The 12,255-nt window shown below is 48.8% G+C and carries 11 protein-coding genes; 7 read left to right on the top strand and 4 right to left on the bottom strand.

Annotated features, from left to right (window positions below; all coding sequences use genetic code 11):
- The first annotated feature begins 26 nt into the window (after window positions 1-26).
- The 4 genes from EPA93_RS20160 to EPA93_RS20175 all read left to right on the top strand — a co-directional run bounded on the left by EPA93_RS20160 (window position 27) and on the right by EPA93_RS20175 (window position 4,874).
- Window positions 27-1,250, top strand: coding sequence for an acyltransferase (locus EPA93_RS20160; protein WP_165423275.1), 1,224 nt, complete (start codon window positions 27-29; stop codon window positions 1,248-1,250).
- A gap of 295 nt (window positions 1,251-1,545) precedes the next feature.
- Window positions 1,546-2,472 (top strand): carboxylesterase family protein, encoded by a 927-nt coding sequence (locus EPA93_RS20165; RefSeq protein ID WP_242527453.1) that lies wholly within the window; start codon window positions 1,546-1,548, stop codon window positions 2,470-2,472.
- Window positions 2,473-2,828: 356 nt separating this feature from the next.
- A complete protein-coding gene (locus EPA93_RS20170) occupies window positions 2,829-3,629 on the top strand; it encodes an inositol monophosphatase family protein (protein WP_129889241.1) in 801 nt (266 codons plus the stop codon).
- Window positions 3,630-3,749: 120 nt separating this feature from the next.
- A complete protein-coding gene (locus tag EPA93_RS20175) occupies window positions 3,750-4,874 on the top strand; it encodes a L,D-transpeptidase (RefSeq protein WP_129889242.1) in 1,125 nt (374 codons plus the stop codon).
- A gap of 229 nt (window positions 4,875-5,103) precedes the next feature.
- Here EPA93_RS20175 and EPA93_RS20180 read toward each other — a convergent pair whose 3' ends face one another.
- Window positions 5,104-6,033: a C39 family peptidase gene (locus EPA93_RS20180; RefSeq protein WP_129889243.1), complete on the bottom strand. Its 930-nt coding sequence runs from the start codon at window positions 6,031-6,033 to the stop codon at window positions 5,104-5,106.
- A gap of 392 nt (window positions 6,034-6,425) precedes the next feature.
- Between EPA93_RS20180 and EPA93_RS20185 the strand changes: the two genes are divergently transcribed.
- Window positions 6,426-7,322, top strand: coding sequence for a DUF72 domain-containing protein (locus EPA93_RS20185; protein WP_129889244.1), 897 nt, complete (start codon window positions 6,426-6,428; stop codon window positions 7,320-7,322).
- On the opposite strand, the gene EPA93_RS20190 is transcribed toward EPA93_RS20185, so the two are convergent.
- Window positions 7,237-8,478 (bottom strand): glycosyltransferase family 4 protein, encoded by a 1,242-nt coding sequence (locus tag EPA93_RS20190; RefSeq protein ID WP_129889245.1) that lies wholly within the window; start codon window positions 8,476-8,478, stop codon window positions 7,237-7,239. The genes EPA93_RS20185 and EPA93_RS20190 overlap by 86 nt on opposite strands.
- 706 nt (window positions 8,479-9,184) lie before the next feature.
- Here EPA93_RS20190 and EPA93_RS20195 point away from each other — a divergent pair.
- Window positions 9,185-9,706 carry an acyl-CoA thioesterase gene (locus EPA93_RS20195; RefSeq protein WP_129889246.1) on the top strand — a complete coding sequence of 174 codons (522 nt, stop codon included), beginning with the start codon at window positions 9,185-9,187 and terminating at the stop codon, window positions 9,704-9,706.
- 203 nt (window positions 9,707-9,909) lie between these two features.
- Here EPA93_RS20195 and EPA93_RS20200 read toward each other — a convergent pair whose 3' ends face one another.
- Together EPA93_RS20200 and EPA93_RS20205 are read right to left on the bottom strand one after the other, a co-directional pair.
- Window positions 9,910-10,119 carry a heavy-metal-associated domain-containing protein gene (locus EPA93_RS20200; RefSeq protein WP_129889247.1) on the bottom strand — a complete coding sequence of 70 codons (210 nt, stop codon included), beginning with the start codon at window positions 10,117-10,119 and terminating at the stop codon, window positions 9,910-9,912.
- A 45-nt stretch (window positions 10,120-10,164) separates the two neighbouring features.
- Window positions 10,165-10,434, bottom strand: a complete 270-nt coding sequence (locus EPA93_RS20205; protein ID WP_129889248.1) for a metal-sensitive transcriptional regulator — start codon at window positions 10,432-10,434, stop codon at window positions 10,165-10,167.
- Between the two features lie 519 nt (window positions 10,435-10,953).
- On the opposite strand from EPA93_RS20205, the gene EPA93_RS20210 reads away from it, so the two are divergent.
- Window positions 10,954-12,078 (top strand): WD40/YVTN/BNR-like repeat-containing protein, encoded by a 1,125-nt coding sequence (locus EPA93_RS20210; protein ID WP_129889249.1) that lies wholly within the window; start codon window positions 10,954-10,956, stop codon window positions 12,076-12,078.
- The last annotated feature ends 177 nt before the right edge of the window (window positions 12,079-12,255 follow it).

Consider the following 12,255-nt stretch of genomic DNA (forward strand, 5'->3'; position numbering starts at 1 on the left):
GTGAGTCTTATTGAATTGAGGATGTAGTGAGAGAACAGCAACAGCGTCGCGCGCATATCTATGAACTGGACCCACTGCGTATATGTACAGCACTATGTGTAGTTGGCGTGCATGTACTATCCTTTACGCTTTTTCTTAATCATACCGACATAGGCACCCAGATCCAAAATGCCTTCGTAGTCGCGCTACACTTCACAAGAGAAGTGTTTATGTTCGTCACAGCCTTCGCTATGGTCTATGTTTACTATGGGCGTCCCTTTAACTTTAAACGCTTCTGGACCAAACGCGGTATCGGGGTCCTGATTCCCTACGCTATCTGGAGCATCATCTATACCTGGGTAAACAATCCTCCTCTGCCTGCGGGAACTTTTACGAAGACTGCGCTTCTGGATATTCTCACCGGTAATGCTTCGTATCAGCTTTACTATATTCTGCTGACCTTACAATTTTATCTTATCCTGCCCCTATTCCTGCTTTTCCTCAAGCAGGTCAAAAACCGCCCCTGGATAGTACTGAGCATTAGCTTTGTCTTTCAGGTAGTTTTTATGTACCTTGACTACCACCTGTTGCAAAAAGGCTCGCTGGCTTCTTCTGGCTTCTGGCAATTTATCGCACAATATCAGAATCGCTTTGTCCTGGTCTACCAATTGTACTTTATCCTGGGTGGCCTGACGGCGCTCTATCTACAGCAAGTACGCGCTTTCCTCCTCCGCCACGGTCGCGCGGTTGTCTGCCTCACGCTCTTCGCCCTGGCCGGGCTCTGGATACATTATGTGCTCCAGATGCGCATCTATCAGGAACCTATGGACTATGCAACCTCGGTACTACAACCTGCTATGGTGTTTTATAGCACAGCCGTCATTGCCGGCTTTTTCTGGCTCGTAAGTCGTTGGGCCAAGCGCGTTGATGCTGATGGTCGCCCAAAGGGATATCGCATCTGGCATCTGCTCTCAGACGTCTCCTTTGGCGTCTACCTTATCCACGCCCTGCTTCTCACGGCAACCCTAAAATGGGTTGTTCCCTCTATGCCTGAAGCCTGGCCTGTTGCCATACGCGTCGTTCTCACCTGGCTCATTACGGCAGGCGGAGCCACGGCGATCAGTATCGTCATGATGCATATTCCAGTCTTGAGCCGCCTGGTTGGACGTGCACAAATTGCACGGCGCTCCAGTACCTCAACGCCTCAAGCTTCACCAAAGGCAGAGCAAGACATAGCAGCAGAGGCCAAGCAGGCGCAGCATGCTTTATAAATGAGACGGTTTCTCTCCGTAGGTGGCTCACTTGCTTGAAGAAGGCCTGGACACAGGCAGCCTGAAAAGATCTGTCTGCTCCAAGCGCAATGCATATTAAAGCATACAACTTGACGGCGATTAATGGTAACCTGAGCATAGTACGCCGGGTTGTCTTGCCGTCCACAGGGCCTTGCTCAGGATCTTCAGCTTTCCTGAGCAAGCAGCTACCTGCATCCTTCCCATGTGCTTCTTCCTGAGAAATAGAGCTGACTTTCATCACAATATGCAGAATCGAAAAATGGAAAGAATATTCATGAAAAAGGCTAAAATATTTCTTCTTGCCCTCATGGCAATAATCGTTATTATTGCCTGCGGAATAGGGCTCAAAAAATATCGTGCCACTATGGCCTCAGTGACTTCCACCCATTCTCTCGCTGAAAACACTACCCTGGTAGATACCTACGGCTATCTTACCCGCAAGTTTATTGATGCCCGAGGAACCTCGTTGACTTACTATTTCTATATACCAGCCCATTACAACCCCAAACAAAAATATCCACTTGTGCTCCTTCTGCACGGTGGAGGCGAGAGAAGCAAACCAACTAACACTATTTCCCAGAACCAGCAAGTTCTCTTTCGCCAGGCATACATCCAGGTCTGGAGCGCAGAATATAAAGGCCCCGCTAATCCAGATATTCAACAGCGCTGGCCTTGCTTTGTTGTTGTGCCACAGATAGCTGCCTCGCAACAGTGGGTAAATGTCCCCATTCATCAAGGATCTTACACGCAGCCGAGCCAGCCCAGCGATCCCTTACGTCTGAGCAGAGAGCTGCTGGACTCTCTCCAACAGCAATACAAGGGGATTGATGCCAACCGGCTCTACATTACAGGCATTTCCCAGGGTGGCCACGGGGTCTGGGATGCAATAGAACGTTGGCCCGATTATTTTGCAGCTGCCGCGCCAATTGCAGGAGCTGGTGACCCCTCTAAAGCCTCAGCATTAACGCATTTGCCAATCTGGGCATTCCATGGGTCCAAAGATGAAAGCGTTCCGGTTACGGGCTCGCGCGATATGATTACTGCCATCGAGGCAGCGGGAGGCCATCCTCGCTATACAGAGTTTGAGGGTCAGCCTCATGGTGTCTGGGACTATGCCTACTCTTTAGCTAACTCTCCGCTGCGCGTCACAAACTTCTTTTCCTGGCTCTTTGCCCAGCAGAAAGCCGGCCGATCCGGCTAGCTAGCCCAAAACCAAGCTCATGCGCCTATTTACGAATAGTCTCAAAAAATAACTAGCAGAACAGTAAACAATAGAGGCAAAGAGAGTTTTGTCCTGAGTAAGTCGCAAACATGTAACAACTACCAACCTCCAAACGATACATTAATTAAAGTGGTAGTATCGATGCACACATTAAAGCCTTTCTATTGAGAAATAGGAAGCAGGGCAGTCTATGCACACGCCAAAGAGATTGCCCAGCAGCTCCTATAGCTCTTCCTGATTGTTTGCATCAACCTCACCAGGCCATTTGTATTCTGATATACTATCATAAATAACTATCAAGCTTGTGCTTGGTAAAGAGATAGGCAAAAGACACCATGCTAGAATTACTAGAGCAGCTATTTCGTCAGGTACGTGCCTATGCACAATCCGAGCGTTTTGCTGGCAGCCAGGTTTATGCACAATCTCCCGAACATACTACAATGCAGTTTGACCGCGACGCCGAAGACATTATCATTAGCGGGCTCATCGATAGCGGCTACGGTTTCGAGGTGCTCACTGAAGAGCGACCAAGGTTTACTACAGCACCTTCGCCAACCCATAGGATCGTTATCGATCCCATCGATGGTTCCAACAACGTCACTCGCGGCATCATGACGGCGGGTGTATCGCTTGCCGTCTTACCTATCGATGCGCCGATTATTGGGGAACAAGTACAATGGGCTCTAGTAGGAGAGCTTTTTAGCGGCACAGTTTATCAAGCCCAGCGCGGAGGCGGAGCTTTCCGCAACGGCAGGCGCTGTAAAGCTAGCGAGGAGAAAGACCTTGCCCACTGCTTAGCTGGCATCAATTTTGATGGCAGAGATGTGCGCACAATACAAAATATCCTTACCCGTCAACCCATACCTGCCGAGGTACGCCGTACTGGTAGCTCCGCAATCGATAGCGTCTATGTCGCAAGCGGCACTTACGACGCCTTTATTGATATAGGGGAGCGTCTCACCGGCGAGTCATTTCTGGCCTCCTCAAGCATTGTACTCGAAGCGGGAGGTATTGTTAGCGATCATTTAGGCAAACCTCTCCGCCCAATTACCAACCTGGAAGATACGTTTTCTCTTGTTATTGCCAGCACAAGAGAACTTCACAAGGCAATTATCAACAAAATTTCTGTGCACTAGCTTACCATCACCTGAACCATATATTACCCTATATTCAGGGTGGATCATCTATGTGTTCCACCCGGTATTAGTATGCCAATGTTTAATGAGGAATATCCTTATGTTTAAGGGAGAGCAGTTATGAACAGGCATCAGATGCAAAATCACTGTTTTTACAAGCGTTTATCCACCCTACTCTTTATCAGCTCAACGCTATGCTTTCTCCTGTTAAGTGGCTGCGAGATTCCAGGTAGTACGAATCAGCAGGCCAGTTCAACCCCCAGCATACCCACCCCCATACCCACCTCCACTATCAGCACTACCTTAAAAAACCAGGCAGATACCCAGCTCCAAACATTTCAGCAGTGGATCTCTCTCATGCAGGGATATCACGCAGATGTTACCGCATACCAACAGCAGTATGAGGGCGACCAATCAGCACTACATAACGCACTCACGGCCACGTCATTTCAAGCCGTACTCTCCACTTTAAACACCCATGTTGAAAATATTAAAATACCGGCTCTGAAAGCCGAAGCGAAGACCCTCCAACAGAAACTAGCTCAACAGGTTGCAAGTTGGGGGCAAAACCATACATATTATGATAGCTATAATGGTACTACCTATCCTCTAGGCTTTGAATATGGACCCACCGGTATTGGCAGCTGGTCTCAGGACGATCTCAATCAAGCTAAGACTGTAGCTGACTATCAGCAAGCTATCGAAAATCTGCAAATGTACCTTACCAATTTTCAGGCTATGACTACAAACAGTACAGATCAAACTCCCTACAATCAAGTGCACCAGACCGATCTCCAGCTCTTGAAGCACTACAACAAGCTCGATGGTAAGGCCATTCTTGTTTCATTATCTGAGGAGGCCGTACGTATCTATAATCAGGGCCAGCTCATCACAGCCTTCCTGGCCACAACAGGTCAGCCCGACCTCCCCACGCCTCCAGGTATATGGTGGATTGAGAGCAAAGTAACACATACAACGTTCAAGACTAACGCCCCTAAAGACTCGCCCTTCTGGTATCCTCCAACTCCTATTAACTATGCGATGCAATATCACAGCAATGGCTACTTCCTTCATGATAGCTGGTGGCGCGTAGATTATGGGCGAGGAACCAATTTTCCCCACGCGGATGCCAGCGGGAATACGTCTTCAACCCGAGGCTCTCACGGCTGCGTCAATATCTCAACAGATAATGCTAAATGGATCTACGATTTTGCACAGCTCTATACAGCCATCATTATCTATTAAATGTGCTCTATCTCTCAACGAGATACAGTTTTGGGCAAGGCTAACGAGCAAATTGGACAAGCGAAACGAATGCTCAAGAACAGTTGTGACGCTGTAGCGCTCAGCAATAATACAACCTGCTGAGAACAAAAAAAGAAGAGACTGATCCATAGCCTCTCTCTTTACTATGGACCAGTCTCTTCAGCGCTTATGAGGCTTCAGAGCTCACAAGCCTGCAATTCTCTGCTGATTAACTATTGGTAGGCGTTAGTACAGCGCTAAAGCCCTGCCACATTCCCAGGAATGCTGCACGCGTCATATGTGTGAAATTCACAGGCGAAGAATCAGCAATAGATACATTCTGGCCATCACCACCACGCAGCACAAAAATATGGCCACCTGGATAATAGTGACTATCGCGCACACTAACGATTACCGGAGTGCCTTTATTCGCGATATCAATTACATCTTGCAATGTACGCGCATGACTAAGATCAGCCTTAAAGCCGTAGTGGGCAGCAGTCATTGCGATGCCCTCCTCGCGTAAAAGCCCCAGCTGTACATTCCAGACTCCCAGATCTAGCTCCTCTTGTAATATATCTGCGGCAATCAAATGACGGCCATAAGAGTTCATGACCATCTCCATAGCAATGCCAGAGCAGGAAGAATAAGCCCAGACCTGCCACTGATAATTAGTATAGTATTGATTGCGCGCAGCCGAATCTATGCGCACAAGGCGGATACTGGCGGTATCAGGCAACGGATGAGAGATCGGGCGTAGATCTACGGGGTGTGTATTACTGAGGATACTTATACCTAGCTCTCTGCCAATACTCGTCAAAGTTTCTCCCGCTAAGCCTCCCTGCATAAACAGTGTGAGCATAATCATGATCAAAAATCCAAGAGAAACCAGCGTACGACGACGCGAATACCACGAAGATGGCAAAGTAAATGACGGAGGAGCAAGTTTTGGCGCCTCCACGCTGACAACATTTCCGTCCTGCAAATACAATACAGCGGTTGTGCGGGGCTTAAGAGGACTGGCTGATTCGTCAGTGAAGGCGCGCGCTGCTAGAGTTTGTTGGTAGCGCCGGCGCTCACGCCACGCGCTGATGATGAGGCTGATGACAATCAGCAACATCACAACGACTAGCAAAGCCGTGATGACGGCAGACAACATACGTTAACCTCACCCAAAAATATTTGGTTCATTCCTTAGAGTATAGCTTATATGCTGCATGAGCAACCATTTTTTCGTGAGGGAACAGCCCGAACAGGCTACTTGCAAAACTTCTTGTTGGCATCAACAACGCTTTTAATCAAAAAGCTGGGCTCGACAGGCGCACTAAGAGGAGGGCTGGGCAGGTGAAATGATGATTTATCCTTTACCATACCTGCCACCTTCCAACTCTATTCGCAGGGCAAAGTATAAGTTCCAGCCACCTTATGGTCCGGCGAGAAGAGCCTTGCTATCAAACCAAATATGGCATATCATTTCCAAAACATGCAAATAGATACCGGGTTGGCCAGGGATCAACCTTAGCTAGTTTTATGAAGAAATGCAGGTCTGAAATGACTGAGACGCAACGCCATCCATCCCAGCCGGGACTATTCTATATTGGTTGCCCAATGTGGGGATATAAAGAATGGGTGGGGAGACTATTCCCCGCGCGCACACCTGCCAGCGAGTTTCTACGCCTCTATAGCAGGATTTTGAATAGTGTTGAAGGAAATACGACGTTTTATGCCATCCCATCTGCAGAAACGGTCAGGCGCTGGAGCCAGGAAACGCCTTCCACCTTTCGCTTTTGTCCAAAAATTCCAAGGAGTATCAGCCATGCTCCATCTCTCAGCTTCAGTCAGAACGAGATCCTATTCTTTGCTGAGCGAATGCGCCTGTTGGGTTCGCGCCTAGGCCCAATCTTCCTGCAATTGCCTCCTACCTTTACTCCTACTCGCCTGCCAGAACTGCAGGCCTTTCTCGACTTCTGGCCAACCGATATACGCCTGGCAGTAGAAGTAAGGCATCCCGAGTTTTTCAGCCAACCTTACTCAGCTCAGCTCGACGAGCTGCTCAGCAAGTACCAAGTGAGCCGCATCATGCTGGATACGCGGCCTATCAGAACGGGTCCACGCGAAGAGCAGCAGACACTACAAGCGCGCGAACGCAAACCTGATTTGCCGCTCCATCTGGCTACGACTACAGATTTTGTCTTTGTACGTTATATTGGTCATCCACGCATGCCAGTAAATCAGGATTTTCTGGCGGCCTGGAGCCGCCAGTTAGCGCAGTGGCTTACGCAGGGCATTACGCTTTATATCTTCTGCCACTGCCCCTATGAAGAACATTCCCCTTCCATTTGTGCTGCACTCTATGACCAGCTTAAGAAGCTGACTCCTCTCCCAGCGCTACCCTGGCCTGATGAGAAGGCCAGGTCACAGCCTGAGCAGGCTCGCCTATTTGAATAGAAGTAGGCAACAGGGGAGTTTCTTTCGCTGTGCAGGAAGCGGGAAGTAGAAGATGGAGGGCCACAGGGCTTTGTTCAGCAAGGACCTGGCGATAGAGGCTGAGGTACTTGCTGGCCATGACTTGCACCGAAAAGTGCTCTTCGGCATAACGGCGCACCTGGCGCCGGTCCACCTGCCCCAGCATTCCAATCGCCTGGGCCATCTGCTCCACATTCTCGACAAGAAAGCCACTCCGTCCCGGAGCCACCATTTCAGGAGCGGAGCCCCGAGAGAAGGCAATCACCGGGCAGCCCAGGGCCATGGCTTCGATCATCACCATGCCAAAAGGTTCCTCCCACTCAATCGGATTGAGCAAGGCACGCGCCCGCCCTAAGAGCTCAATCTTGGCGGCCATATCCACAGGACCCAGATAGCGGGCCTGCTCCCCATCCAGCTGCGGCCTTATCTTCTCTTCAAAATACCTCATTTCACCAGGTACATGCCGATCTATAGTTCCAGCCAGCAGCAAGCGTATTCCGGCTCGGCGTGCTGCCTCTATCGCTAAATGTGCTCCCTTCTCAGGAACCATACGTCCCATCCAGGCGAGATAGTTAGCAGGAGGTTGCGCCGAGAAAGGGAAGTGGGACATGGGCAAGCCATGATGCACTACTCCCAGAAAGTTCAGCTCGACTGGAGCGTGGCTACGCGCCTGTTCGCTAATGGCCACCATCGGCATGGAGTTGGCCCATTCGCGGAGATAGTAATGATCAGCATCGCCAACCCAACTATCAACGCGATCAAAGGGGAAACAGCTATGCAAGGTCATCAGCCGCGGAATGGAAAGGGAAGCTAGTAAGGGAAACAAGTACATATCCGAGGCGGAGGAAAGATGCAGGTGCACAATCTCAGCCTGCAGACGGGAGAGCAGGGAGACAGCTTTGTGTAAATGATAGTACGCCTTGAGATGAGCCGACCAGGGAATGCCAGAGGGAAGTAGCGACCTTGGGAAAAATGAGACCTGGCGTGCTGATGTATGTGCGTCAGCAGGAGCGAACACCGTAACATCGTGTCCTTGCGCCACTTGCTCTTCCAATAGATAGGCAAGAACATGCTCGGTCCCTCCATAATTTTGGGGGGGAAGAGTGATCCAGGATGGTGCTATATGTGCTATCTTCATAAATTCCTTCCCTGTAAGTCCTCACGACATTCTTACTCAAAACGCACAGACAAGTTACTTCCTACAAATATAGAACTGCTTACACGCATCAACTCATTTACCTATCTAGCCAGACGACGTATTCCTTATACGATAAAACAACTTTCTATGAACCTACCTATAATATATCATATTCAGGCAGGAAATGTAAAACTAATTTGTTTCGGTAATTGTCAAAATTACATTGTACTACATTTATCTCATTATGCACAAATACTATATACGTTAGGCTTTCATTCCAGCTCAGCATATACACTTTCTATAGTTTCTCATGTATTGCAAGCATAAGGCGTAGGAAGGCCAATAACCAGGCCATTGTACATTAGATCTATGGCCCGATAAACACTACCAATATCTCTACTATTCAGTCGACAAATGTCTACAGCAAAGTTTTTCAAGTAGCAATGGATGAATTTAGCTTAATAAACATAGCTATCTTTTATATTCAAGCTTCTTGTTGGCTCCTAATAATTTCATCCTCATTATTTTCTAGATTTTTTGCTTATTAAATAGTTGCATGCTGCAGCTCTCAGAGAAGATAGAAGAGCGAGCAAGGCAAAGCGCGGCACATAAGAAGCGCTGACACTTGTTTTAAGAGAGCTTATTCTGTTAGTATGTAAAGTCGAGGAAGAGAGTGCAAAAGAAGAAAGGATAGTGCAAGATTCCTATGAGCGGCGATTTTCCCTGCTGGTATCCGCTACAAATTCGTTTCCGTGACCTCGATCCCCTGGCCCACGTCAACAATACAGTCTACTTCACCTACTTCGAGGAAGCTAGAAGCTATTATTTTGATCAGCTTGAGACGTGGCTCAACGAGTGGCCATCACGCGAAGAACATCAAGAAGTCGAAAGCATTGTATCTCATCCGCCACATAATCCACGCATCCAGACCAGACCCAATGGGAGCCACTATGGGATGCTTGTCAAAGAAACTACCTGTACCTACGAGCTCCCTTTGATACGCTCTGACAAAGCTGAGGTCGGAGTCCACGTTGTCCATGTGGGACGCACAAGCTTTATTATGGAGCATCAGATACGCGATATAAACGAGCACGAACGCATCTTTGCAACCGGCAAGTCAATCATGGTCTGGTGCAATTATCTCAATGGTCGACCGCACCCTGTTCCGCCCTCATTGCGCTTTGCCTTTGAACAGATGGAAGGGAAAACATTTCCTTTTCCTGAGTAGCAGGACAAGAGATGACAGGCAAGCTCTCAAACCCTTTGCTGTCTCTTCCTGGCCGCCCGAAAAGCGCAGATCTAGCCACGCCATCACGGGCAGCTGGCAAGCAGGGGTAAATAACTGATATTATCAAGGTCCCCATTAGAACAAGTAGGCCTGAGATATCTGCAATCTCAGGCCTACATTAAACGAAGTAAGCAGCAAACTGGCTACTTTGCCACCGTATAGCCAATATCGTCAAGCACCTCTTCGATTTTTACCGGCGTCACCTGCTGAGGGTCGTAGACGACACGCACAGTCTTATCTGCAATAGCTACCTTTACTTCATTAACACCGGCAACTTTGCTCACAGATCCCTCTATCGCACGCTGACAATGCTCACAAGATATATCAGGAGCAACTAAAGTAACTGTTTCCATAGGGGTAAAGTACCTTTCTTACGTATTCGCGATATCTGCTCGCCCTTAGCGATTACCAGCGATATCATAGAGCTGGACAAGTTCCTGGATCACAGCCTCTTCACGATTGCCTTTGATACCATCTGGTACGCAGGTACGCAAATGTCCTTCCAGGACGATTCTCTCCAGCTTCTCCAGTGACTTCCTCACCGCATACGTCTGGCGCAGAATATCCACACAATACTTATCCTCCTCTACCATCTTACGAATCCCAGCGACATGCCCCTCAATATATGAGAGACGTTTTAACACATCGCGGCGACGATCCTCTTGCATTCTCGCTTTTCCTTTCACTGCAACCAATTTCGAGTAAGCTGGTATGCTCATTATACCACCCCCCCTGGGTAGGGTCAAGCGCATACCCTTGCTTCTACTTGAGCATGTTTCCTCCGTGTGATAGCGCCAAACAGCTCAAGTCCATCCTAAATATTCTCATAGATACCTATTGGGCCTTGTATCAATGTGCAATGAGCTTTAGCCTGTTTATAGATACGTTTTCCCTGGTGTCCTGGTTCAAGCTCTAAACTTCATAAAAATGCTAGTGACACAGGGGACTATAATAGTAATTTGAGGAGATATTTACTCTCCTCCTTGATCAGAAGTTCGTTACGCAGGCCATGATGCTCTGTCAAGGTTTAAGCGACGAGTGAAACAAGCGGGATGGTCAAGGGCTGCGCCCCATTTCCCCTTTCCCTCCTCCGCCTGCGGCGGCGCATTCGTCACACGGCGTCTGACAAAGCAATAATAATCACTTATTATAAATAACGAAGGCAAGAAAGGTAATCCATTTATAGTATGCCACACCCACCGCCAAACTTAGCTAAAGCCGAGACCAGGCCAGCTGAGCCAGCTTCAAGCCGAAAACGCCGGCCGTTTCTATTAATCATTCCTTTACTAATTATTGTTGTGCTTGTCGGCTGGCAATTCCTGACGGTTCGTGCCACGAATACCGATCCGACTATTGCGGGCAAGCCACTCTCAAATCCAGAGATGCATCTACATACACTAGCTCTAGGAGAGCAACCGGGCGTAATTTATCTTGGTACGCACTTTGGCATATTCACCAGTACAGATGGCGGGCGCAGCTGGCCACAGCCGCGTGGACAGCTCAACTCATTAATGGTTACTGTAATTACAATCAGTCCCAAAGACGCTAACTCGCTGGCCGTAGTTGCTATACCCAGCGTAAGCAAAGGGAATGATATCTCTGGCATTTACTTTAGCCAGGATGGTGGAAAGAGCTGGCAGCTCAGGAATCCTCCCAGCCTGGCCGGCTCTGCCTATCCCTTCACAGTTCGGGCCGGCTCTGCCAGCAGTCAGCATTTCTATGCCTTCTTCCCTTATAGTGGATGGTTTGAGACAAAAGATATGGGCCTCAACTGGAATACGTTGCATACGCCTCTAGTGGGTGCGCAAAACCCTTCGCTGCTCACCTTCCCCGATGATCCAAACCATCTCTTACTTGGCGGCAATCAAGGGCTCTTTGAGAGCTATGATGACGGAGCCCATTGGAACAAACTCAACGGAATACAGGGCTCCGTCCAGGGACTCGTCGCCTCAAAAAACGCGCCCTACACTATCTTTTGCGCCACTGATCAGAACCTCTATACCTGGAAAAATGGGGCCACTCAGATTACCCAGCTCAAGCTGCCTGGAAACGGGACGACATCCTTCTCGCGTATGGCAGCCGATGCCAGTGGCAAGATTATCTATGGCATGTCAGGGCGAGACCTGTGGTATTCGCATGATCAGGGTGCGAGCTGGCAGCAGCGCACACACTTTGATCGCGGAGACCTTATAGCCCTGGTCATAGATCCTCAACATCCAGAAGACCTCTACGTAGGTTTCTTCCTGCCGCCCAAAGCTTCCTTTAGCACTGACAGTGGTAGCACATGGCAAACCCTGACAGGCCAGTCATAGCTCGTTTTCTGCAGATGGGTCGTCAAATATATAGCTTTGACGACCCGACGAGCTCGCGGCCTCCAATCTCCCCAGTACGCTACATAGGTATGCAACAGGGATAAAAATAGGTATTGATCCTAATAGACACTTCTTGCCATCGGACTTATGCTTATACAAATAGGTACTTTAGCCCAA

This window comes from Ktedonosporobacter rubrisoli (assembly GCF_004208415.1).
GTDB classification, from domain to species: Bacteria; Chloroflexota; Ktedonobacteria; order Ktedonobacterales; family Ktedonobacteraceae; genus Ktedonosporobacter; species Ktedonosporobacter rubrisoli.

Coding starts and splice junctions, on each gene's coding strand:
- EPA93_RS20165 (WP_242527453.1), top strand. CDS start 1,546: ATGAAAAAGGCTAAAATATTTCTTCTTGCCCTCATGGCAATAATCGTT.
- EPA93_RS20170 (WP_129889241.1), top strand. CDS start 2,829: ATGCTAGAATTACTAGAGCAGCTATTTCGTCAGGTACGTGCCTATGCA.
- EPA93_RS20175 (WP_129889242.1), top strand. CDS start 3,750: ATGAACAGGCATCAGATGCAAAATCACTGTTTTTACAAGCGTTTATCC.
- EPA93_RS20180 (WP_129889243.1), bottom strand. CDS start 6,033: ATGTTGTCTGCCGTCATCACGGCTTTGCTAGTCGTTGTGATGTTGCTG.
- EPA93_RS20185 (WP_129889244.1), top strand. CDS start 6,426: ATGACTGAGACGCAACGCCATCCATCCCAGCCGGGACTATTCTATATT.
- EPA93_RS20190 (WP_129889245.1), bottom strand. CDS start 8,478: ATGAAGATAGCACATATAGCACCATCCTGGATCACTCTTCCCCCCCAA.
- EPA93_RS20195 (WP_129889246.1), top strand. CDS start 9,185: ATGAGCGGCGATTTTCCCTGCTGGTATCCGCTACAAATTCGTTTCCGT.
- EPA93_RS20200 (WP_129889247.1), bottom strand. CDS start 10,119: ATGGAAACAGTTACTTTAGTTGCTCCTGATATATCTTGTGAGCATTGT.
- EPA93_RS20205 (WP_129889248.1), bottom strand. CDS start 10,434: ATGCAAGAGGATCGTCGCCGCGATGTGTTAAAACGTCTCTCATATATT.
- EPA93_RS20210 (WP_129889249.1), top strand. CDS start 10,954: ATGCCACACCCACCGCCAAACTTAGCTAAAGCCGAGACCAGGCCAGCT.